Here is a 24,206-nt window from a genome sequence, read left to right on the forward strand (position 1 = left end):
AACATTTTGTTTTGGAGAATTTGCATAAAGGATTAATCATTCCTTCTCTTTAGTAAAAATGTATTTATTTTATCTGCAAGCCCAACCAGCACATGTCCTTTGTCGGGATCAATATAGGATTCAAAATCAGGAAGTAATCCTTCCAGTCTTTCTTTTATTTGTTGAGAATCCCTGACCACATCACCTGCTCCCCCTATAAAAAAGACAGACATCGTCATATTTTTTAATTCTTCATCAGAAAAAATATACTCTTTGTCCATCCTTGAATCCACAGAAGACTGCATGAGATTCATAAAGTCCAGAACAGACTGATCTATTTTTTGTGAACCCGTTATCAGTTTATTGATTTTTCTCTTCCCTGCATTTCCAAGTAGAGAAAAGAATATCGCTTTTAAAATAAAGCTACGCTGTGTTTTTACAATTCCTCCCGGAGAAAGAAGGACAAGCTGACTGATTTTTTCCGGATATCTGACTGCAAACTTTATCGCAAGCCATCCGCCTTGAGACAATCCCACCAAAGAAGCTTTTGTTATTTTCAGCTGTTGGAAAACCTCAAACAGCCAATCACTGTAATAACTGCCTTTATAAGGAAGTCTGTTTTGTTCACTTTTACCCGGTTCCCCGATAATATCAATAGCATATACTTTGTATTCTTTGCTGTACAAAGCAAGATCCTCCATCCAGGATGCAGCGTTAGAATTAGCTCCATGAAGTAATATAAGCTTAGGATGATCTTCATTTCCATAACTCAGAACATGGGTTTCTCCAAAGCTTGTCGGGACCGCCTGCTGACGGATATTTCCTTTAAAATTTGCTAATGCAGTATCATATTGCTCCAGCACCCTTTCTTTGTGAGCATCTGATCTGAAAATTGTTGTCTGTTTCATATACCTGTTTTCTTTTGTTGTACTTTTTAAATCCAAAAACAAATTCTGTATCATGCACCCGAAAAGTCGGATCTATGGAATCTGACCACAGTTATTCAAGATCGACCGGAAATTGGCCAATTTCAGAAAAGGAAGTCAATACGAATTGAGTAATGGATAGGATTAGAAACCCGTTACATTATCTTAATTGCAAAAACAAGAGATAACGAGCTCACTATTACAAATACAGGCATATGTACATCATAATTTCATCAAATCAAATTATGATTGAGTTCTTAAGAGTACAAAAATACAAAAGTTTTATAAATACCCATGTAATCAAAAAATTATAATAAAAAAAACAATTGTTTTTTTTAAATCCCAGAATATCACCAATAGATAACACATTAATAAACAGATTCTTTACCTTAAAAAATAAAGAGTACCAATTTTATACATTTACTGTTTTTTTATGAATTTCGAAAAGATATATTAATTATTCTTAAAATATCCTATCTGTTTATTTATCAAAAAGATAGAAAAAATTCATAAATAATTTAAAGTAAATCACAATACATTGATTAATTTTATATAAATTTGCGCTGTCCATTTATCAGATTGACAAAGGAGATTCTTACACTTTCCGACTCTTATCACTGTATATTATCTTTTTGTAATATTACTCAAAACAAATCTCTTGTTTTTGAAATATTTTATTTTTTATTCCTATATTTGCTTAACATTTTTTTAACTATAAATAGTTATAGTTAAAATTACTAAGATTGTATCGTCACGTTTCTAAGAATAATAAAACAATAAATATACTTTAATAGCATTTGAATAATTAAACTTTTTATATTAAAAAATAGTTATCAAATTGCATTTATGATTAAGCATATTATATAATTTTATTATTTTTATTTCATCATAACAAAATATCATTGCACATCCCAATGATATTGATGTTTTGTTATGAAATAACATTAACTATCCCAATACCGTAAATGCTATGAAAAACTTGACCAAAATCAGGCTGATGCCCTTTGAACAACCGGACTCTAACCTTATATTATGCAATCTATTCCAAACCAATAGATCATTAAATAATTACCATAAAACGATTCAATTCGTTAACGATCTAACAAAAACCAATTTTATTATATCATAATGATAAGCAATTGCCTTATTACCGAAAGGCAAAGCATATTGTTATGAATCTCTGCTATCATTCAATAATTATCACGCCATGAAAAACTTAACCATTATTGGACTGACGCCTTTTGAAAAGCCGGACGTTACTCTTATATCCAGACTACACCAGGCGGGTGCATTTCCCGTTTTAAGTTTAGGAAATGAGATAACGGCTGCACAGGAAGCGTTACATCAACTTGATCAGATAGACGTACCATCTTATGGTATTTATTTTTCTGCAGACAACTTCGTCTCTCTTCAAATTCCTGAAAAGGTAAGATTTGCGATCCTTCCATTCGGAATGTCTAAGCCCTCTGCGCTGCCTGCAGTTTATCAGGTAACCAGTCTGGAAGAAGCAAGACAGGCTGAACAGGCGGGAGCAGAAGGAATCATTATCAAAGGAAATGAAGCAGGCGGATGGGTAGGCTATGAATCCACGTTTGTATTATTCCAGCGTGTGATCAAAGAAATCCAGAGCATTCCGGTGTGGGTACAGGGAGGAATAGGTCTCCATACCGCAGCGGCAACAAAAGCTTTGGGAGCAACAGGAATTGTACTGGACAGCCAGCTAGCGTTGTTCCCCGAAAGTTCAGTTCCTCAGGACCTGAAAGAAGTATGCTCAAAACTGAATGGTACAGAAACTAAGGTGATTGCCAATCATCGTGTATTGGTGAGACCCAACTCACCTTCCTTACCCGAGAATGCAGCTGCCGGAGATCTGAAACAATATTTTACAGGCCTGGATCTCAGCACTTGTTATATTCCAATGGGACAGGACATTTCGCTGGCTATAGATCTGTATGAAGACTTTAAAACACTGAAAAAACTTATCTTCGGTTTCAAAGAAGCCATGTACGGACATCTGAAGCAGGCAAAAGCACTCAAAGTAATTGATAAAGGAAACTCTTTAGCTCAGGAACTGGGACTGCAATATCCTATTGCTCAGGGCCCGATGACCCGTGTGAGTGACGTTCCTTCATTCGCCAACGCGGTAGCAGATGCCGGAGCGTTACCTTTTGTTGCTTTATCCTTATTGAAAGGAGAATCTGCAAAGTCTTTGGTAATGGACACCAAAAAGCTGGCCGGAGAAAAAACATGGGGAGTAGGAATTTTAGGATTTGCCCCTCAGGAATTAAGAGATGAGCAAACCTCTTATATCTTGGAAGCAAAACCTCCGGTAGTTTTAATTGCAGGAGGAAGACCTGCACAGGCTAAAGTATTTGAAAAAGCGGGAATAAAATCATTCTTACATGTTCCGTCCCCTGCTCTTCTGGATATTTTCCTTAAAGAAGGAGCTAAAAACTTTATTTTTGAAGGGCGTGAATGCGGAGGCCACGTAGGTCCGCTGTCCAGTACTGTTCTTTGGGAAAAACAAATTGAACGTATTTTAAAAGAAGAGCATCCTGAAAACATCAGTGTATTTTTTGCAGGGGGAATCCATAACGCCTTTTCAACGGCATTTGTTTCCATCATGACAGCTCCGCTGGCTGCAAGAGGAGTAAAAATCGGGGTATTGATGGGTACAGCCTATCTGTATACTCATGAAGCTGTACAGACAGGTGCCATTCAGGAAGAATTTCAGTCCCAGGCTATGCAGGCGAAAGATACGGTCTTGCTGGAAACAGCTCCAGGACACGAAACCCGTTGTTTAAATACAGCATTTGCCCACCATTTCAACACCGAAAAAGCAAAACTTCTTGCTGCCGGAATGGATAAAAAACAGGTCTGGGAACAGCTTGAAAAATTAAATGTAGGCCGTTTACGTATTGCTGCTAAAGGCATAGAACGTCAGGGTGATAAGCTTGTCAATATTCCTAAAGAGGATCAGCTGGACTTAGGAATGTATATGATCGGACAGGTAGCCACCATGCAGAATCGTGTGATCTCATTGGCAGCACTTCATCAAAGCGTTGTAGACAATTACGAACATATTCAGGAGGCGGCATTACCGGAAGAACCCGTTTCTACTGAAAAACCGCTGGACATCGCCATCGTAGGAATAGAATGTATTTTCCCGGGAGCTAAAAACCTTGATGAGTACTGGAGAAACATCATTCTTGGAAAAGACAGTGTCACTGAAGTACCCGACGAAAGATGGAATAAGGAATTATACTACCGTCCGGATTCTGACGGACCGGATGTATCCCACTCCAAATGGGGAGGATTTATTCCCAAAATTGATTTCGATCCGCTGGCATTCGGTATTCCGCCACAATCTCTTGCCGCTATTGAACCTACTCAGTTGTTAACTTTATTGGTCGCCAAGCGTGCCATGGAAGATGCAGGATATGGAGAAAAACACATCAACAGAGAAAACATTTCTGTCATCATAGGTGCTGAAGGAGGAAATGATCTTGCCAACAGCTATAGTTTCAGAGGATATTATAAGCAGGTTTTCGGAGAACTTCATGAAGAAGTAAAAGAAGCCTTCCCACATACGACTGAAGATTCTTTCCCGGGTATTCTGGCAAATGTAATCGCAGGTAGGATTACGAACAGATTAGACCTTGGTGGAAGAAACTTTACGGTAGATGCAGCATGTGCTTCTTCTTTGGCAGCCATTGATCTGGCATGTCAAGAACTTGTATTAGGAAAATCTGATATGGTTCTTGCCGGAGGGGCAGACTTACACAATGGAATTAACGATTATCTGATGTTTTCCAGCACGCATGCCCTATCCAGAAAAGGAAGATGTGCTACATTTGACAGCGATGCAGACGGTATTGCTCTTGGAGAAGGTATTGCTATCCTTGTTTTAAAAAGATATGAGGATGCCGTACGTGATGGAGACCGTATTTATTCAGTGATTAAGGGCGTTGGAGGATCCAGTGACGGTAAAGCATTGGGCTTGACTGCTCCAAGACAGATAGGTCAGGTAAGAGCATTAGAACGTGCTTACACCCAGGCAGGTATAAGCCCTGCATCTGTTGGATTAGTGGAAGCTCACGGTACAGGAACGGTGGTAGGTGATAAAACCGAATTAAGTGCACTGACTAATTTATTCAGCCGTTCAGGGGCATTACCGGGGCAGACTCATTTAGGATCTGTAAAAACACAGATTGGTCATACAAAATGCGCAGCAGGATTAGCAGGATTAATCAAAGCTTCTCTTGCAGTATATCACGGTGTAAAGCCACCTACCCTTCACCTTCAGCAGCCTAACGCGTATTACAATGCAGAAACCAGTCCGTTTGCATTCCATGCGGAAAGTGGATTATGGGCAGAGAAAAACCGTTATGCAGGAATCAGTGCTTTCGGATTTGGAGGAACAAACTTCCACACCGTTATTGCGAACCATCCAAAACAGGATGATTCAATTGCCATGCAGTCATGGCCTTCAGAACTGTTTGTTTTCCGTGGAGATACGTATGAAGAAGCGAAAGAACAGTCCGGTCAGATTAAAACTTTATTAGAAATTAATGATGGTATTCCGTTACAGGATATTGCCTACAGCTTAAGCATCAGTTCAGAAAAGCCTATCCAGTTCAGCATTGTGGCAGATACGGTTGAAGATCTGATGATGAAGGTTGAGCTGGTATTGCTAGGGATTGAGACTAAAGATACATTTACCGTAAATAAAAAAGAAGGTAAAGTAGCGTTCACATTCCCTGGACAAGGCAGCCAGAGAATCAATATGGCCCGTGACTTATTTGTCGTTTTCCCGGCCATGCGTAAGATTATTGATAATTATCCTGAGCTTGAAAAAGTGGTTTTCCCATCTAAAACTTTTAATGAGGCTGATGTAAAACAACAGAAAGAAACCATTAAAGATACCCGTTTAGCACAACCACTTTTAGGAATTGTAGACCTTGCATTGGCTCAATTCTTAGAATCATTGGGTATTATTCCAGATATGCTGGCAGGCCACAGCTACGGTGAAATTCCGGCTTTATGCTTTGCAGGAGTATTTGATGAAAATAAACTGGTAGACTTAAGTGTTCAGAGAGCTCAGTCTATTTTAAATTCTGTGGAAGGAGGAGATCCGGGTTCAATGCTGGCAGCAAGCGCTACAGCGGAACGTTTGCAACCGATTATTGCGAAAGTAGAAGGATGTTATCCTGTCAACTTCAATGCGCCAACACAATGTGTGATCGCCGGAAGTACGGATGCGATCAATAAACTGCTTGAGACGCTTAAACAGGAAGGGATTTCTGCTAAAAAACTGGAAGTTGCCTGTGCATTCCACAGTCCGTTGTTAGCAAAATCCAAGGAATTATATGCTGAGGTATTGAAAGATATTTCTTTCGGGGAAATGCAGATTCCAGTGTGGTCCAATACCACGGCAGAAGTATATCCGGCAGATCCGGCAGAAATAAAAGAAAGACTTACTGACCACCTGGTACAGCCTGTCAGATTTGTAGAGCAGCTGCAGGCCATGTACAATGACGGAGCGAGAATCTTCATTGAAGTAGGACCGGGAAAAGTTCTTACCGGATTAACCAAATCCTGTCTGGAAAAAGATCAGCTGACCTTATATGTTGAAGACAACAGCCACAATAAATTCAGTCACCTGCTTTGTATGCTGGCACAATATTTAGGAACCGGCCGAAGCTTTAATATTGAAAAACTTTTTGATGGACGAAACGTGAAGGTTATTGATCTTAACCAACCTGAGCTTTATAAGAAAAGTCCAGCCATCTGGCGTGTTAACGGGCAGACTGCCCATCCAACTCATGGTAATCTGCCATCTAACGGTGCATTACCACTCATAAACCCTATTCCCATGAACAATTTTACTACGAATCATCAGGCACCGGCAGCTGAAGCGCAATCTACCGCTGAACGTATGCTGCAGGAATATTTAAACAGTATGAAATTAATGATACAGGCACAACGCGATGTGATGCTTTCCTTTATGGGACAGAATCCTCAGGCGTTTCCTGCTCCTGTTTATCAGGCTCCGGCTCAACAGCCAGTTTCTGCTATTCCGGTTCAGCCTGTTCAGCAGGAAAGACCAGTAGCCGTTGCAGCCGTGAAACAGGCTCCTTCAAAAGATATCAAATCCTTATTACTGCAGGTGGTAAGTGACAAAACAGGATATCCTCAGGAAATGCTGGGTATGGAAATGGATCTGGAAGCGGATTTAAGCATCGATTCTATCAAAAGAGTTGAAATCATCGGAACACTTCGTAACGAACTGGGAACTCTGGGCAACGGAAACACCAGCGAAGACACCGTTATGGAGCAGCTGGCAGGCATAAAAACATTAAGCGGATTAGTTTCATGGCTTACTGAATTCTCAGGTGCTGAAACAACTGCTGGCACAGAAAAAAATGGATCTACAGCTGAATCAGCAGCCTCAAAACTACAGGCTCAGCCGGCATTTTCTCTTGAAGATCTTCAAAATGCAATCCTGAATATCGTAAGTGAGAAAACAGGATATCCGAAAGAAATGCTGGGTCTTGATCTGGATCTGGAAGCGGATTTAAGCATAGACTCCATCAAACGTATGGAAATCATAGGTGATCTTAAAACCAAGATCGGTTTTGGTCAAAACCTTGAACAGGCGGATGATGTGATGGAAAAACTGGCGGCTATCAAAACCCTTCGTGGTCTGGCAAGCTGGATCAGTGAAATGAATGGCGAAACCAATGAAGCAACTCAGGAAGTGAAAACAGAAAATACAGCAGAACCAGCTCAAAATGTACTTTCACGTCTTCGTTTTGACATCACGCCTACTGATCCTTCTTTAGTGCAAAATACAGAAGTATTGCAGGGAAAACGTTTTGCCATTACCCAGGATAACAGCAATCATACCTCCGCAATCAAAGAAGCTCTGGAAAAACACGGAGCCATCGTAGAAGTGGCAGATACAGAAAAAGATCTTTCCAACATTGACGGATTAATTATGCTGGACCTGTTCTCAGCAGCTGATAAACCAAGCATTATCGATCATGTGGATCTGATCAAAAAACTGGATTTTGATAAAGCAAAATGGGTATACCTGATCTCAGATATTTCTGCACATCTTCAGGAAATCACAGATGTAAGCGTATTGCGCCATCATCAGGGTTATCCGGGACTTTTCAAAAGTTTAGCCAGAGAATTTGACAATACCGCCTGCAGACTGATCAGCCTTAGCACGCCTCAGGAAGTGGATCAGATTGCTGAAATTACTTTAAAGGAAATCCTTACAAATGATAAACCCGCTGAAATCATTTACAAAAATGATCAGAGACATAAAATAGACATTATCCCTTCTCCATTATCCACAAGCTTGCATGAAGCGCATATTCAGTTGGACCAAAAATCTGTGGTATTGGTACTTGGAGGTGCACAGGGAATCACCGCCGAACTGGTAAAGCATATGTCTCAGGCTTATCCTTGTACCTATATTCTGGTAGGAAGATCCGCAGACCCAAGAAATGAACTTTCTGCGAAAGATTTTCAGGGAATGAAAACCAAAGAGGAAATCAGAGGATTCCTGATCAGATCCGGACAATTCACTTCTCCGGCAGAGATTGAAAAAGAAACAACGAAAATTTTCAAAAACAATCAGATTCTTCGCACCATCCGTGATATGGAAGAACTTGGAAATACGATCATTTACCAATCACTGGATCTTTGTGACGAAGAAGGTTTGAGCAGATTAATCAGCAATATCTATGAAAAATACGACCGCCTGGATGGAGTCATCCACGGAGCAGGTCTTTTAGAAGATAAATTATTCAAACAAAAGACCACAAGCTCTTTCGGACGTGTATTTGACACCAAAGTGAAACCCCTGCGTGTATTGGCAGAACAGCTTCGTTCCGACTGTCAGTTTGTAGTATTATTCTCAAGTATCGCTTCCGTATACGGTAACAAAGGTCAGACAGATTATGCGGCAGCCAACAGTGTACTGGATGATTACGCCAATGCTTTAAACAAAAGATTAAAAGGAAAAGTAATCTCTATCAACTGGGGACCATGGAAAGGAGCCGGAATGGTTTCTTCCACCCTGGAATCAGAATACGAACGCAGAGGTATTTCCATGATACCGCTGGATGAAGGAAAAGAAATCTTCCTTAATGAGATCAAATACGGAACGGAAAGCCAGGTGCTGATCATGTCAGGAAATAATTGGTAAAACTCTGCATAAACAAAGTATGAAAAAAACAGATGTTGCTGTAATTGGTTTATCCTGTGTCTTTCCCGGGGCACAGGATGCCAACACTTTCTGGCAGAATATTGTCAATAAAGTTGATTCTACCGAAGTCGCTCCGGCGGATCGGATAGATCCTGTTCATTTCAGTGATGCCACAAGTCCCGTTGACCGTTTTTACTGTCAGCGTGGAGGGTTTATCCCTGATTATACATTTGATCCTACCGCATTTGGTATTTTGCCACTGGCTGTTGAAGGAACGGAACCCGATCATTTGCTTACCCTTGATCTGGTACAGAAAGCACTGGAAGATGCAGGTATATTTCAAAAGAATGCTTCTCTTGAAAAAGCAGGAATCATCATCGGTAAAGGAAACTATACCGGTCCGGGAGCAACCCGTGCTATCGAAATCGTAAGAACCGGAGAACAGATTTCCTCATTATTACAGGAACTGTTACCTCATGTTTCTTCCTCCGATATTGAAAAGGTAAAACATGCTTTTCAGGAACGTAAAGGCCGTTTTGCAGCAGATACCGCCATGGGATTAATTCCCAATCTTGTTGCTTCACTTGTCGCCAACCGTTTCAATCTGGGAGGCACTGCATTTACCGTGGATGCCGCTTGTGCATCTGCTTTAATTGCTGTAGATCATGCCGTACAGGAACTTCAGAGAGGTCGTTCCGACATCATGATCGCAGGAGGTGTACACACAGGACAGAACGCTGCCTTCTGGAGTATTTTTGCCCAACTGGGAGCGATGTCACGCCAGCAGCAGATCAAGCCGTTCAGTATGGATGCTGACGGTCTTTTGATTGGTGAAGGTTGTGGTTTCGTGGTGTTAAAAAGACTGGAAGATGCTGTTCGGGATCAGAACAAAATCTATGCTGTGATCAAAGGGGTGGGCGTAAGCAGTGATGGTACCGGAACCAGCGTAATGAGCCCATCTGTAAAAGGTCAGCTGAAAGCGTTGGAACAGGCATGGATCAATGCTGATTTAGATAAAAATAAAGTGGGATATCTTGAGGCTCATGGCACAGGAACGCCCCTTGGAGATAAAACAGAGCTTCAGACCTTAGCCCAGTTCTTCGGAAAAGAAGAAACAGCTCCGGCTGCGGGTATCGGATCTGTAAAGTCCAATATCGGGCATGCCATGCCGGCAGCCGGAATTGCTGGATTAATTAAAACCTGTCTTGCCTTACATCACGATACTTTACCACCAACCCTATATTGCGAAAATCCGAATTCGGAGATGCAGAATACAAGGTTTGAACCGGTACAGGAAGCCAGAAACTGGTCAAAAACAGGACTACCTAAAGTAGCGGCAGTGAATGCTTTCGGATTCGGAGGTATCAACGCACATGTTGTTCTGGAAGGCTATGATATGCCTAAAAAAGATAAGGTGCTAATTCTGGCAAGACCAACACACGAAGAATTGCTTTCCGCATTACAAAATAATGAAACAACCATTGGTGAAGGAAATTTCAGGGTTGCGATATTCGATCCAACACCAGCAAGAATAGAAAAAGCCATTAAAATTGTTTCCAAAAATATCACCTGGAAAAACAAACAGGATATCTGGTACACTTCTACTCCATTATTAAAAGATGGCGGTAAAGTAGCCTTTGTATTCCCTGGATTAGATGGTCTGGCAAAAGGTGAGGTAGAAACGGTAAGCCGTTATTTCGGATTATCAGCACCTATCGAAACAGAAGGTGAAGGGCTTCTAACCGATGCCTTAAACATCTTCAACAGCTGCAGTATCCTTGATAATTCATTAAAAAAACTGGGAATTATTCCGGATATGAATGCAGGGCACAGTTTAGGAGAATGGCTGGCAGGATATTCGTCCGAGCTGGCAGAAGCAAATTCTGTAAAAGCTTTAATTGACGTGCTGAACCCTGAAACTTTTGAATTAAAAGATTCCAGATTCATCGCCATAGGAGCCGGAATTGAGGTAGTACAGCACTTTATTTCAGAAATTTCAGACTTATATATTTCCAATGACAACTGCCCTAATCAGGTGATTCTTTGCGGAAGCAATACTGCTCTGGATGAGTTGGTTCCCTTGTTAAAAGCAAAACAGATCTTCCATCAGGTTCTGCCGTTCCAGTCAGGATTCCACTCTCCTTTTATCGCTGATAAATTGGATGTGATCCTTGCGGGGATGGAAAAAGCACAGTTCCAGCAGACAAAAATCCCATTGTGGTCTGCTACCACATTAGAACCTTATCCTGCAGATCAGGCAGCGATCAGAAAACTGAGTGCCGAGCATTTGGTAGAACCTGTCCGTTTCCGTGAACTGACCGATAAATTATACGAAGAAGGCGCAAGAGTCTTCATTCAGGTCGGAACTGGCGGTCTGATTGGATTTATTGATGATACCTTGAAAGGAAAAGCTTTCAGTACCATCGCTTCCAGCGTTCCGACCCGTTCTGCATTGGCTCAATTACAAAGGGTAGTTGCCTCCTTGTTTGTAGAAGGAAAAACCATTGCCCTTGACTTTTTAGAAATTCAAAATCAATCGAAAAGAGCTTCAGGAAAAGGTATTAAACTGGAATTAGGTTCACCTATCATCCGTAATTTTAAAGAAGTGAAAGCGTTGGCTCAATCCTTCGATTCGCCAAAACAATATTCCGCTAACGCTCCGGCCATGACTGCCAAAAGTGGTCATCCGCTGGTACAGGCATTTCAGGACAATGTTGCGGATATGATCCGTATGCAGGAAGAAGTATTGACTTTATTCCAGAACCGTCCGGAAATCACCATCCAAAGACCTGCTCCTGTAGCTCCAGCCCCACAACCCGTAAGAAGTACAAACTTTACAAAAGATCTGTACGTAACACTGGAAAGCCACCCTTACCTGATCGACCACAGTTTATTGAGACAGCCCAAAGGCTGGGCTCATGTAGCAGATATGGAACCGGTTATTCCGATGACGATGATTTTTGAACAATTAGCAGAAATCGCAGAAGCGGAAATCCCGGGAACATGGGTTCATAAAATCATGAACGTAAGTGTCTTCCAATGGATGAATGTGGCCAAGCCTTTCGAAAAAACCGTAAAAGGAGAATGGCGCTCACCGAAGCACGCTTATCTCGATATTGAAAACTTTGCCAATGCAGAAGTAGTCTTAAAATCGGGTCCTGTTCCGACACCAGCCTTCAATCTTTCTATCGGTCATCTTTTACCCATTGAAAGAACGCCTGAGGAAATCTATGACATGCACATGTTCCATGGAGACCAATACCAGGGAATTACTGAAGTTTCTGCCGTTGGAGATAAAGGAATCATCGGAAAAATAAAAGGAAACGGTGGTAAAGGTTCTTTACTGGATAATGCAGGACAGCTTTTCGGGCTTTGGCTTCAGCTTACTTTAGTGAAAGACCGTATTGCATTCCCTGTCAAGATCAGAGATATTGAATTCTTCGGCGATATGCATGATCAGGAAGGTATTTTTGAATGTACCTGCATGCTCACCGAATTGAATGATGAATTTGCCATCGCAGATATCATCCTAAAGAGAGATGGAAAAATATGGTGCGCCATTACGGGCTGGCAAAACAGAAGACTTGAAATTGATGCCGCCTTATGGAATGTTTCCATGTCACCACTGCACAACCGCCTTTCGGAAGAGATTGCTCCTGATGTATTCATCTTCCACCAAGCCTATACAAGAGTTGCTTCATGGGATTTTATCCTGAAAAGATATTTCAACCAAACAGAAAAACAGCATCACCAGCAGCTATTACCTAACAAAAAGAAAAACTGGATGGTAAGCCGTGTAGCGGTGAAAGATGCCGTAAGAAATCTTCTTCGCAAAGAAAAAAATCATGCCTGCTTCCCGATCACGTTTGAAATCCGTTCCGATGAAGTGGGAAAACCTTACCTCATCAGTGATTTTACAGAAGACATCCATATTTCTCTGGCTCACAAAGGAAAAGATGCCGTGGGAATCGCGAGATATGGAAAATCTGTAGGAATTGATATGGAATTGATGGAAGAACGCAGTTCAGGATTCTATGACATGGTATTTACCGACAAAGAATTAACCTTATTAAAAGACAGAGATCAGGCGGAGTGGACCACCCGTTTCTGGGTCGCCAAGGAAGCTTACGGAAAATTCCTGGGGACAGGACTCAAAGGGAATCCTAAAGCCTTCGAAGTCGAAGAAATAAAAGAGGATCACCTGTGGATCAACAATATTGAAATCAAAACTATTAAACATAAAAATTATATTATCGGATGGACACTGTAAACGCAACATTAAAAATGAACCACGAAGAACTTTTTACTTTATTAAAAGGTTTTATTACTGAAGTGATAGGTGCTGAATTTGTAGAAGAGATGGATATTACTCCTGAAAGTTCATTCACCAGAGACCTTGAAATGGACAGCATCGAGATTGTCTCTTTCTCTGAAAAGATCAAGGCGCATTTTGGCGATCAGATCGACTTTACAGGTTGGTTATCTTCAATGGATCTTGACCAGCTGATCAATCTTGACCTTAGTATGATCATCAATTATATCTACGAATGCCAATAATCACTGTCAATAACAGACAAGTTCATATACAGGAACTCAACAAAGGAGCCGGACAAACCGTGGTACTCATCCACGGTATGTTCAGCAACCTGTCCATTTATTATTTTAATATTGCCCCTGTGCTGGCAAAACATTTCCATGTGGTGATGTACGACCTGAAAAGCCACGGTATGAGTGAGCGTTTTCTGGATGGCTACGACCTTGATAACATGTCTTCCGATCTGATAGGTTTAATAGATCATCTTCAACTGGAAAAAGTACACCTTGTCGGCTACAGCTTCGGAGGTCTTATCGCTTTAAAAACAGCTTTGGAATATCCTGATCGCGTGAATCAGCTTGTGGTGATGGAAGCTCCGGATCCTCAGGATGAAAAAGCCCGTAACATCATTGATGAATACAGCAAAGAATTTCTTGAGCATTATGTGGCTAATTTTACAGACACCACCAAAGTGCAGATGGGCAAAAGACAAATGGAGAAGAACCACCGTATGTATGAATTTCTGTTTAATCAGACCAGCATCAAAGCAGATATGATTAAGGAAAAACATTTCCTGGGTGAAGCCCGTTTTAATGAATTATCGTCTCCTGCTCTATTGCTTTATGGCGCTGATTCCAACTGCAGACCTACCGGTGAGTGGCTGCAATCTCAAATCAGCCAGTCTGAACTTGAATTAATCCCGGGTGATCACAATATTCCGATTCAGGAACCTCAGCGCATTGCTGAAACGATCGCTCAATTTTTATCTAAAATTTTAACACAAAACCATGGCTAAATTTGCATTTATAGTTCCACCATTGACAGGTCATGTCAACCCTACTTTAAGCATCGGTGCTACCCTGCTGGAAAGAGGACATGAAGTAGCCTGGATCAGCCTTGACCCGACTTTAGAGGCCAAACTTCCCGAAGGAGGAAAATTATTACTGATCCAATATGATCAGACCGACGAAGAAAAGAAAGAAAGTGAACAATATCTCGATATTATCTCCAAAAAAGTAGTGTATGGTATAGACAGCGTTAAGTTCCTGTATGAAGAGGTTCTTATCCCGCTGAACAGACATTGCTATAATGGTATTGTTACTTTATTAAAAATAGAGCAGCCCGATTTGGTTATCGGGGATCATCAGTTATTTGCAGCTCCGGTTGCAGCCAAAACTCTTGGTATTCCTTACGCCACTTCCGTTACCGCTCCGGCAGCTATTAAAATCATGAATGAACTTCCAAAAGTACACGAATGGGAAGTGAATCAGATCATCGATCTGCAGAAAGAACTGGGTTTCCAGGAAGAACGCTCTCTGGCGACTTCAGACCTTCTGACCTTGGTTTTGACTTCCGGTTATTTCTTTGGGGAAATGGAAGATCTGCCGTCCCAATACCAATTCACAGGTCCGGTTCTTACGGAAAGACGTGTTTCATGTGAATTCGACTGGGAAAAATTAAAAAGCAAAGACAATAAAAAGATCTTAGTAAGTATCGGAACCACTTTCGATCACGACCATAAAAAGGCATTTTTCCAGAAGGTTATTGATGCCTTCAAAGATGAAGATTTAACTGTAGTAGTCATTTCCGATCCACAACTTTTCGAGCAATGGCCGGACAACTTTATGGTGTATCAGCAGGTTCCACAACTGGATCTGTTACCTCATCTGGATGGTGTAGTTTGCCACGGCGGCCATAATACCGTTTCTGAAACATTATCCAACGGCATTCCTTTGGTTGTGATTCCGATTGCGTATGATCAGTCGCATGTTGCAGGACGTGTGGTGCGTACAGAAGCGGGTGAGCGCCTTAATTTTAACAGATTTAAAGCCAATCACCTGAGAGAGGCCGTACACCAGATTTTAAATACTCCGGGCTACCGTGAAGCAGCCCGGAAGGTTGGTCAGTCTTTTGTGGAAGCAGGAGGCGCTGCTACAGCAGCCAACCTGTTGGAACAAGCGATATCAAAGGCTTCAAAACCTGAAAAACCGTCTAAATTTTTATTCGTAGTTCCTCCTTTTTTCGGACATGTGAGCCCGACTCTGAGTGTGGGAGCGAGTCTGATTGCCCGCGGACATGAAGTAAAATGGTTTGGGATTACCCCTTTAGACAGTAAACATATTCCTGAAGGAGGTTCTTATTTCTACCCTGAAGAAGATCTTGTTCCGTATCAGGAAGAAATTGCCCGTATTTTGAAAAGGCAGGATGACGGACCTGCATGTTCCGGACCTGAAGTCATGAAACTGGCACTGGAAGAAACCTATGTTCCTTTCGCTAAAATGATGATGCCGGGATTAACCCGTTTAACAGAGAGCTGGATGCCGGATGTGATCGTGAACGACTGTATCACTTTCGGAGGGGCCCTTTTCGCCCATAAAAACAATATTCCTTGTGTAACGACAACTCCTGTACCACCGGATGTGATGGGAGATACTGAAAAAAGTGCTCCAAAAATCTGGGAATGGCAGCAAAACCTGATCAAAGACCTTCAAAAAGAAGTGGGAATTCATGAGGAAGGTATTTATATTCATTCTCACAAACTGAATATGGTGTTTACCTCCCAGGCTTTCGCAGGATTTGAAACCGTTCCGCCTCATATGAAATTTGTAGGGCCGGTAAAAGGCCGTCCGAATGATGCTCCGTTTGACTGGGATAAACTGAATGCGTCTACCACTCCAAAAATCTTTGTATCATTGGGAACGCTGCTGGTAGACATCAGAAAAGCTTTTTTTGAAAAAATCATTGCAGCATTTAAAGATCAGCCTGTAACCGTGATTGCCGCTACTCCACCCGAAATTTTTGAAGAATGGCCGGACAACTTTATCGTGAACAGCTTTGTGCCACAATCGGCAGTGATGCAGCGAATGGATATGGTCATCTGCCACGGTGGTTTTAATACTGTAAATGATACTTTCCGTAACGGATTGCCCATGCTGATCACTCCTATTGCTTATGATCATTTCCATATTGCCAAACTGATCGAACAGGCAGGCTGCGGAATCAGCATCCGGTATAAAAGACTCCGCGTAGAGGCCCTTCGTGAAACCGTTTTTGAATTATTGGAAAATCCTAAATACAGAACTGCCGCTCAGGAAGTAAGAAATACATTCACGCTTGCCGGAGGAAATGACAAAGCGGTAGAGCTGTTAGAAAATTTTGTAAACGAACATTCAACATTAGCTTCTGTGTAGCCTATGAATCGACCTATGAAAAGAAGATTGCTATTTGGTGAGCGTATGTTACTGGGAGACGGAACAGAACCTTTTAACGCGGTCATTCCGTTCAGACTGAGAGGGACTTTTACCTTAAAAGAGATCCAGCAGGCTCTGGCCCGGATTCAAAACAAACACCCTTGGCTGAGAGCATTGATCAGCCATGATGAAAAAAATATTCCATGGTTTAATGTTCCTGAAAAAACGGTTTCCATTCCTGTAAGAATCGTCACCAGACAAAGTGAGGACCAGTGGCAGGAAGAATCCAGGAAAGAATGGAACACCATCTTTAATTACGAAAAATTACCCCTGATCCGGTTTGTCTGGATCAAAGGGGAAGACGTTTCTGACATGCTGTTTGCGTTCCACCATTGTCTTTGCGATGGTGGTTCTGCAATGGCCTTCCTGAAAGAGTTTTTAATGGCTCTGGACAATCCGGCGGCTGAAATCGGGACAGAAAACCCGATCTTGGGAATTGAAGATGTGGTTCCTGCCCATATCCTGAACAGCCGCAGACAAAAACTGAAAGCCAGACTTATCGGAAGAATGGCCGCCACTGCCATCAAATGGCTTCCCACAGGCAAAAAAGCTGTGGAAAGACAGAGTGATTACCTCATCCATTGGAAGCTGGATGAAACGGTAAGCAAAGAATTAATCACTTACTGCAAATCCCGGGGGGTAACGGTAAATACATTTTTAAGTGCGGCGGTATTGCAGGCATTTAAAAAAGTAAGAGCAGAAAAGTCCTTCAATAAAGTTTCCTGTCCGGTAGACATCAGACGTTTTGCAGGACAGATCAAAGAAGATCATATTTTCGCTTTCGGGCTGATGATCGTGGTTTCTTCTGATGAAAAGCTAAGCTTTGAGGATAATCTCCGTGCCATGCAGAAATCTGTGGAAAAAAAGACCTCAAAACTGAATCCCTATATCACCATGATGGTCATGGAATCCGGGCATGATGCCCTGAGTAATTTCACCAGGCTGTTGAAGAACGGAAAATCCTCCAACGATTGTATGTTTTCCAATCTGGGACGCATTCAGATTCCTCATGAGTACAAGGAGTTTACGGTAGATACGATTTTCAGTCCGTCAGTAATAGGACCGCTGGGAAATACCACTACAATGGTAACCTCAACGTACCGGGGTGAAATGGATTTTTCATTCATGGGAAGCGAAGGATATTTACCTTACACAGATGCACTGGCAGTTCGTGAAGAGGTAATGCAGGTCATCCATTCTCAACTAAAACAAATGGCAGTATCATGATCAAAAGACCCTTAATGATGGTGGAAAGGATCATGTATGTAGATCCTGAAACACCTTTAAACTGTATCTATACGGCAAGAATCAAAGGAGAGATTCCTGAAGAAAATTTTAAAGCTGCTTTAATAAGAATCCAGCAGAAGCATCCTATTCTAAGAACGAATATTGATCATAACATCGGAAACTATCCTTATTTTATGGGACAGAAAGATATTGAACCTATTCCGCTTCGCATTGTAGAACGTACAACAGACGATGACTGGTTCAAAGAATCCGAAAAAGGATGGTTTAAACTTTTTGAAACACCCAAAAAACCATTGGCCGAAGTAGTCTGGGTAAAAGGACATAATACTTCCGAAATCCTTTGGGTCATGCCTCACTGCATATCCGATGGAACCACGGGAGTAACCTTACTGCGTGAGCTTCTGAGTTTGCTGGACAATCCTTATGCTCCATTAATTCCTTATGTTGCTTTTGAATCTGTTGATGATTTTCTGCCTTCGGATTTTAATACAGCCATCAAAAAATATAAGGCCGGCCTTTACCTTCTGTTCGCCAGAATATTCTTTTCCATGCAGCGAAAAAGCAAAAAAAGAAACCAGGGAAAAAGCTATACCATTCACTGGAAAATGACTCAGGAAGAAACCAGGCTTATCACTGAAAAATGTAAAGCCAACCAGATTTCTGTGCATGCTTTGCTGTGTTCTTCCGTGATGCAGGCCTTCCGGGATGTTCAGGGAGACCGTGCCAAAGGTAAAGTGATCAGCCCGGTAGATGTACGTCATTTTATTCCGGAAATTAAAGAAGATCATTTATTTGCTTTTGCCCCAACCGTGGAGCTTTCCATCAGGAAAAACAGCAATGATGTGATGGACAATGCCAGGCTGATCAAAAAAGACCTTACTGCGAAAATCAATAAGATGGAAGCCCGTGAGCTCCTGTGGATGGGAGAACATATGCATCCTGTTGTAGGGCGGATGATCAATATGCTGAAATCCAGCGAGGGCGGACATGACATTACCTTATCCAATATGGGCAAGATCAATATCCCGAATGATTATAAAAACTTCAGCCTGGAAACGATTTTTAGTCCTACCGTGGCTTTCCCATGGCTGAACTCAAATACCTTAGTCACCAGTACGTACAACCAGCAGATGGACTTCACCTTCATGTCCAATGAAAATTTTCTTCCCAAAGTGGAAGCTCATCTGATAAAAGATAAAGCCATCGAGCTATTGACAACTTCTCTATGAAATTTAAAATAAAGCCTCCGAAGCCCAGACTGATAAAGAAAACCACCCTCAAACGCTTTCTCATAAAGCGTACGATTTATTATGTCCTTCCGAATGTGTTTTTTAATTTCATTATTGCTTACGCCAGTTTCAAGGAATTGGGCTACACCCATTTTTTTTCAGGAACCCAAAATCTTGCCCGTCTCACCCTGCCGATGGCCATCTTCCTTCCGGTGGTTCTTACCATAGACATCATCAAAAGAGTAACGGATGCCGCCAGCCAGGAAGCTATAGAGTTTACGGTAGACGAGCAGCTCAACATCAAAAAACTGATGACCAGACTGAGCATCTTACATGGATTAATTACCGGATTATTGGTATTGTCACTGCTGTTTATAGGACAGTATAATTTTTCAAAGGATTACAAACTGGATGCAACGGCAATGGCTGTCGTAGTAGGAACGCTGGCGGGAATTCTGTCTGTGGTTTTTGTATACTTACCCGTATGGAGGTTAAGAAAATGGATGTGCAAAGTAACATCAGTCCCAGCTGATTTAAACACATAATTCCCCAATAAAAAACATACATCATTGTCTATCATTTAATTAACAATGAAAAAAAGTATAACAACACCCGGTTGATCAGACGGTCACCGGGTATTTTCATGGACACTCAACTTAATTTTTTCCTTTAAAACTTACTATTTGGTAAATTTTTTATATTTATATAATAATTTACAAGAATTTTTCTTGAACAGAATGATTAATAATGTATGTACAAAATAACGGATCAGTTAAAAAATATAGGATTCAGTATCAATCGTTTAGATTATATTATCGCCCGAAATAACAACAAAAGAGAATTCAATACCCTGGAATATTTTTGCATTTATATTATTCTGGAAAATATTCAGCTAACGGTAGAGAATGTTCCATACCCTTTAAAAAGAGGAAGTATCGCCTTCGTAGGGCCGCAAAAGAAAATAGTCTTCGGTGAAACCAAAAGATCAGATGTATATTCAATTGCTTTTTCATCCAGTTTTTATGAAAGATCAAATAAAGACAGTCTTTTTATCAATTCTCAGCTTTTTTATAATTATAATTCCGATATATTTATAGCACCTTTCCTGAATGTAGAACAGATGAGAGTGGTTTTTCTGGAGCAGATGGAAAGTTTCAGGAAAAAGGATGAAAGCTTATATATAGCGGCTGCCCATAATGCTATAGAACGACTGATGCTGGATGCCCTTCTGCATATTCCTACTGAAGAAATCAAAAAGGAAATCAAATTTGACTATATGTATTATGTCAACCGGTTCAAAGTTCTGTTGCAAAGAGATTATAAAAAGGCAAAAAAAGTGGCTTATTATGCCGAAGAACTTAATATCTCATCAAGGAAACTGACCGAGATGACAGAGTATGTACTGGGAAAAACAGCCAAACATATCATCATTGAAAAACTCATTACCGAATGTAAAAAGGCCCTGAGCTTCTCCAACTCAACGATTTCTGAGATATCTTACGATCTGGGTTTCAGCAATGAAGGGAACTTTACTAATTTTATTAAAAAACATACGGGAAAAAATCCCTCCGAAATGAAATAATTTGTATATTTACATAAGTAACCTTTTGGGGAAAAATATAGGTTATATGCTTGCAAAGTATATTTTATTCATTTTGCTTTATTTTGCTTTTACAAAATCATTTGCACAGGCAGCAGACGGTTTAAGGCTTAACGTTAGGCTTTATCCCGTACAGATGCTTGCTGTAGGCACAGGATTTTCGGACGAAGGGAACGAGTCTTCCTTCCGGGAAGTTCAGTCTGTAACCATCTCAAGTCCGACAGGGTTTCAGCTGAATGCACAATATGATGAATATCGTGACGCCTCCGGTAATTCCGAAAGCAGCAGGGAAAGATCTGGTGATTACCCTCTTATCAGCCATCACAAAGGAGTGGTTCAGGAGAGATATATCATCGATCATGAGTTAGAAAATGCAATGGAAGATTTAAGCTCCAACAGCAGTGACGAGCAAAATTTTTTAACATTAACTCTAATTTCTCAGTAAAAAATAAAGCAAGGCTTAAAAAAATTACTATGCATCGAATAACAATTATGCAATTTATTCATTCCCTATATATTAAGTAAAATTAATGTTTAAGATTAATTAAACATTCTTTTTACTTTATGGTGATTTTATCAGCATTTAAAAGATACTTTTTATGTAATTATTCATAAAATGTACTCATCAGTGCGCGCCTATTTCTTCGTAAAAATTCACAAATAATAAGTATTTTTTCACAAAGACCATGATGTTCTTTGTATTTACCTTTGCAACCGCAATTTTAAAAACAATTAATACAAAAAAACGTCTTTAACCTTATGAAAAATTTTATTCTAGCATCTTTTGCTATCCTTGGATTTTCAACATTACAAGCACAACAGAATGTAACGCTGAATGTAAGACTGAAGCCTATCCAGACTCTTGTTGTTAACAACGCTCAAAAAATCGTTAATTTAGACTACGAAACCAAAGATGACTATGCCAACGGGGTATCTTCTCTTAACGCAGATCACTTAAGCATTTACAGCACAGGAGGATTCCAGGTAAAAGTAAAAGGTGGTAACGATGTATTACAGCAGGGAGGTAAAAACATCCAGGCTAACACGATCCAGATTATTGCAAGCGCAGGCTCTGAAGCTGTAAACGGCGCTCAATATGCTCAGAATGTACATTTATCAACTAACGAAGCTACTTTGGTAACTTCTTCTACCGGAGGGGTAGACAAAAAAATCAATATTGAATATAAAGGTGCAGGAGCTAATACTTACCTGGATAACTACATCGCGGGACAAGATCCAACAGTATATACTACTGAGCTGACGTATACGATTATTTCTCAATAATAGCTATCATTATGTAATGATAAAGTGTTGTACCTACCCCAGCACTTTATCAACATTTAAAAACTAATCTCCGTCATGAGCAGACTCTCTCTTTTCCTTTTCAGTCTTCTTTTCCTATCATCTTTTCATGGATACGCACAAACAGGAGTTTCGGTTTCACCGCCAAGACTGTATTTTGAATCGGGAAACGGAAACAGCAATACCCAGACAATAACGGTAACGAATGTAAGTGCCAAGAACTCTCTGGACCTTGCGGTAAGCCTTGGAGACTGGGAGTATGACAAAAAAGGTGAGAATGTAACCTATCCCGCCAATACCCTTCCCACTTCCTGCGCAAGTTGGGTTTCGGTCAAAAAGGAAGATAATTACTTCACGCTGGCTCCGGGAGAAAAAAAAGATATTGAGGTCACCATTACGGTTCCGAATGCGCTTTCAGACCAACTGGCTGCCCATACAGCCGTTTTGTATGTAAGTCAGATGAATCCGGTAGATGATGTGGATCATAAAGGCGCCAACATCAAAGTGAGCATCCGCTCAGGAATCAAATTATTCCATAAGCTGCCTGCCGCCAAAACTAAAAAACTGGAAATCCAGAATCTGGTATACGGAAAAACGACCAATACCATCAACCTATTTTTTGACAATCAGGGCGATATATGGGGAGACGGAAAAATTTTCACCGACTTTGTGAATACCCAAACCGGAAAAAAAGTATCACTGGATCCCATTATCTTTTACACCATGCCCGGAAACAAAAGAGAAATGGATATCCCGCTTCCGGCAAGCCTTGAAAAAGGGAAATATACCGCTTCTGTAATGATCGATTACGGAGACAACAACAATCTGGAATTAGGAGAATTAAGTTTCAGCTATGAATAGTAAAAAATTCTTCTGTTTCTTTCTGCTGATCTCTCTGAACTGCTTCTCACAGGTCAATTATAATTCCTGGATAAACAGCTACTTACAAATTAATTCCTACAGCGGAAATACCAATCCTGATGCCTATACCTTTACCCTGGCAGGTAATGGAGCATTTAATATTCCTTACTGGAAAATATCCATGAGGCTGAAACAGCCTATCACTTCTACAGATGGAAATTATACGATGCCTGCCAACAAAATATCATTTCAGCCCGTTTCCACTTCAGGACAGGCTTATCCGGGACCCGTACCCACCATTCCGCAGATCGGAATGCCGTTAAATACTTTTCTTCAGGCCAACCAGGAAGTCTTTTTAATTCCACAGTCCAATGCAGCACTGTACAATCAGCCGCCACAGCCCAACGGCTATTATAACCTGCAGGTAAAATACAGCCTGACCGTTATGGGAGGATCCTATCTGGGAAGCTACCCTTCCTGGACCCGATTTAATGTTCCGGTACAGTTTACGGCGTATGACCGGTACAACAATATTATTGGCAGGGCTGATCATAATTTTCAGATTCACATCGGACCGCTCAGCGGAACTCCGACCGATGTCCCTGAAATGTCGCTTCAGTTTTCTGCAAAAGCGGTCAACGGATCACTGGAATTCAAAAGCATGTCGGATTATGTCAACGGAGTAAGCGTCACTTATTCCAATGGACTGATTGTAAAAAGCAATACCAATTATCAGATCAAATTACGTTCTCTTCAGGGGCAGTTCAGCTCTCCGGCCGGAAACTACATTGCTTTAGGAACCGTAAAAATGAATCTCATCCCCGTTTCCGGAAACAATGGGAATGTATATCCTATCCTGCTGAGTGCTTCTCCACAGCTTATTGCGACAGGAGGCTCCACGGGAAACTCCAGCCTGTATTACGATATCCGATATTCTACCAAAGCCAATGATGAAAGACTGATTAATGCCAAATCGGAAGAATATTCCACCACCCTTCAATACGAGATTATCCCCCAATAACCATGCTTCAAGACCTGTTCAAAAAAATCTTTTT

At 41.0% G+C, this 24,206-nt stretch carries 14 protein-coding genes; 13 read left to right on the forward strand and 1 reads right to left on the reverse strand.

The window, feature by feature from the left end; all coding sequences use genetic code 11:
- Positions 1 to 32: 32 nt before the first annotated feature.
- Positions 33 to 887, reverse strand: a complete 855-nt coding sequence (locus AC5YGI_RS06230) for an alpha/beta fold hydrolase (protein ID WP_330747134.1) — start codon at positions 885 to 887, stop codon at positions 33 to 35.
- Positions 888 to 2,112: 1,225 nt separating this feature from the next.
- Here AC5YGI_RS06230 and AC5YGI_RS06235 point away from each other — a divergent pair.
- From AC5YGI_RS06235 to AC5YGI_RS06295, 13 genes are all read left to right on the forward strand, one after another.
- On the forward strand, positions 2,113 to 9,126 hold the full coding sequence (locus AC5YGI_RS06235; RefSeq protein ID WP_496167808.1) for an SDR family NAD(P)-dependent oxidoreductase: 7,014 nt from the start codon (positions 2,113 to 2,115) through the stop codon (positions 9,124 to 9,126).
- 19 nt (positions 9,127 to 9,145) lie between these two features.
- A complete protein-coding gene (locus AC5YGI_RS06240; RefSeq protein ID WP_496167809.1) occupies positions 9,146 to 13,396 on the forward strand; it encodes a beta-ketoacyl synthase N-terminal-like domain-containing protein in 4,251 nt (1,416 codons plus the stop codon).
- On the forward strand, positions 13,384 to 13,683 hold the full coding sequence (locus tag AC5YGI_RS06245) for an acyl carrier protein (RefSeq protein WP_034696900.1): 300 nt from the start codon (positions 13,384 to 13,386) through the stop codon (positions 13,681 to 13,683). Before AC5YGI_RS06240 ends, AC5YGI_RS06245 begins: the two co-directional genes overlap by 13 nt.
- Complete coding sequence (locus AC5YGI_RS06250) at positions 13,674 to 14,456, forward strand: alpha/beta fold hydrolase (protein WP_496167810.1); 783 nt, start codon at positions 13,674 to 13,676, stop codon at positions 14,454 to 14,456. The genes AC5YGI_RS06245 and AC5YGI_RS06250 overlap by 10 nt, the downstream gene beginning before the upstream one ends.
- Positions 14,449 to 16,851 carry a glycosyltransferase gene (locus tag AC5YGI_RS06255; RefSeq protein WP_496167811.1) on the forward strand — a complete coding sequence of 801 codons (2,403 nt, stop codon included), beginning with the start codon at positions 14,449 to 14,451 and terminating at the stop codon, positions 16,849 to 16,851. Before AC5YGI_RS06250 ends, AC5YGI_RS06255 begins: the two co-directional genes overlap by 8 nt.
- Before the next feature lie 15 nt (positions 16,852 to 16,866).
- A complete protein-coding gene (locus tag AC5YGI_RS06260; RefSeq protein WP_496167812.1) occupies positions 16,867 to 18,138 on the forward strand; it encodes a condensation domain-containing protein in 1,272 nt (423 codons plus the stop codon).
- A complete protein-coding gene (locus AC5YGI_RS06265) occupies positions 18,135 to 19,388 on the forward strand; it encodes a phthiocerol/phthiodiolone dimycocerosyl transferase family protein (protein ID WP_496167813.1) in 1,254 nt (417 codons plus the stop codon). Before AC5YGI_RS06260 ends, AC5YGI_RS06265 begins: the two co-directional genes overlap by 4 nt.
- Positions 19,385 to 19,933: a hypothetical protein gene (locus AC5YGI_RS06270; RefSeq protein WP_202839129.1), complete on the forward strand. Its 549-nt coding sequence runs from the start codon at positions 19,385 to 19,387 to the stop codon at positions 19,931 to 19,933. The genes AC5YGI_RS06265 and AC5YGI_RS06270 overlap by 4 nt, the downstream gene beginning before the upstream one ends.
- A 206-nt stretch (positions 19,934 to 20,139) precedes the next feature.
- Complete coding sequence (locus AC5YGI_RS06275; protein WP_330747141.1) at positions 20,140 to 20,970, forward strand: helix-turn-helix domain-containing protein; 831 nt, start codon at positions 20,140 to 20,142, stop codon at positions 20,968 to 20,970.
- Between the two features lie 46 nt (positions 20,971 to 21,016).
- Positions 21,017 to 21,433, forward strand: a complete 417-nt coding sequence (locus tag AC5YGI_RS06280; RefSeq protein WP_496167815.1) for a hypothetical protein — start codon at positions 21,017 to 21,019, stop codon at positions 21,431 to 21,433.
- Positions 21,434 to 21,747: 314 nt separating this feature from the next.
- Positions 21,748 to 22,272, forward strand: coding sequence for a hypothetical protein (locus tag AC5YGI_RS06285; protein WP_330747143.1), 525 nt, complete (start codon positions 21,748 to 21,750; stop codon positions 22,270 to 22,272).
- Positions 22,273 to 22,347: 75 nt separating this feature from the next.
- The gene (locus tag AC5YGI_RS06290; RefSeq protein ID WP_330747144.1) at positions 22,348 to 23,151 is read left to right on the forward strand and encodes a fimbrial biogenesis chaperone; all 804 of its coding nucleotides are present in this window, start codon (positions 22,348 to 22,350) and stop codon (positions 23,149 to 23,151) included.
- Positions 23,144 to 24,172 carry a hypothetical protein gene (locus AC5YGI_RS06295; protein ID WP_330747145.1) on the forward strand — a complete coding sequence of 343 codons (1,029 nt, stop codon included), beginning with the start codon at positions 23,144 to 23,146 and terminating at the stop codon, positions 24,170 to 24,172. The genes AC5YGI_RS06290 and AC5YGI_RS06295 overlap by 8 nt, the downstream gene beginning before the upstream one ends.
- The last annotated feature ends 34 nt before the right edge of the window (positions 24,173 to 24,206 follow it).

The organism is Chryseobacterium sp. CS3K3.1, from assembly GCF_059515165.1.

Excerpts from the sequence above, each read along its gene's own strand:
- AC5YGI_RS06245 (WP_034696900.1), top strand. The coding sequence starts at position 13,384 with ATGGACACTGTAAACGCAACATTAAAAATGAACCACGAAGAACTTTTT.
- AC5YGI_RS06255 (WP_496167811.1), top strand. The coding sequence starts at position 14,449 with ATGGCTAAATTTGCATTTATAGTTCCACCATTGACAGGTCATGTCAAC.
- AC5YGI_RS06260 (WP_496167812.1), top strand. The coding sequence starts at position 16,867 with ATGAAAAGAAGATTGCTATTTGGTGAGCGTATGTTACTGGGAGACGGA.
- AC5YGI_RS06295 (WP_330747145.1), top strand. The coding sequence starts at position 23,144 with ATGAATAGTAAAAAATTCTTCTGTTTCTTTCTGCTGATCTCTCTGAAC.
- AC5YGI_RS06250 (WP_496167810.1), top strand. The coding sequence starts at position 13,674 with ATGCCAATAATCACTGTCAATAACAGACAAGTTCATATACAGGAACTC.
- AC5YGI_RS06265 (WP_496167813.1), top strand. The coding sequence starts at position 18,135 with ATGATCAAAAGACCCTTAATGATGGTGGAAAGGATCATGTATGTAGAT.
- AC5YGI_RS06275 (WP_330747141.1), top strand. The coding sequence starts at position 20,140 with ATGTACAAAATAACGGATCAGTTAAAAAATATAGGATTCAGTATCAAT.
- AC5YGI_RS06235 (WP_496167808.1), top strand. The coding sequence starts at position 2,113 with ATGAAAAACTTAACCATTATTGGACTGACGCCTTTTGAAAAGCCGGAC.
- AC5YGI_RS06285 (WP_330747143.1), top strand. The coding sequence starts at position 21,748 with ATGAAAAATTTTATTCTAGCATCTTTTGCTATCCTTGGATTTTCAACA.
- AC5YGI_RS06240 (WP_496167809.1), top strand. The coding sequence starts at position 9,146 with ATGAAAAAAACAGATGTTGCTGTAATTGGTTTATCCTGTGTCTTTCCC.
- AC5YGI_RS06280 (WP_496167815.1), top strand. The coding sequence starts at position 21,017 with ATGCTTGCAAAGTATATTTTATTCATTTTGCTTTATTTTGCTTTTACA.
- AC5YGI_RS06270 (WP_202839129.1), top strand. The coding sequence starts at position 19,385 with ATGAAATTTAAAATAAAGCCTCCGAAGCCCAGACTGATAAAGAAAACC.
- AC5YGI_RS06230 (WP_330747134.1), bottom strand. The coding sequence starts at position 887 with ATGAAACAGACAACAATTTTCAGATCAGATGCTCACAAAGAAAGGGTG.
- AC5YGI_RS06290 (WP_330747144.1), top strand. The coding sequence starts at position 22,348 with ATGAGCAGACTCTCTCTTTTCCTTTTCAGTCTTCTTTTCCTATCATCT.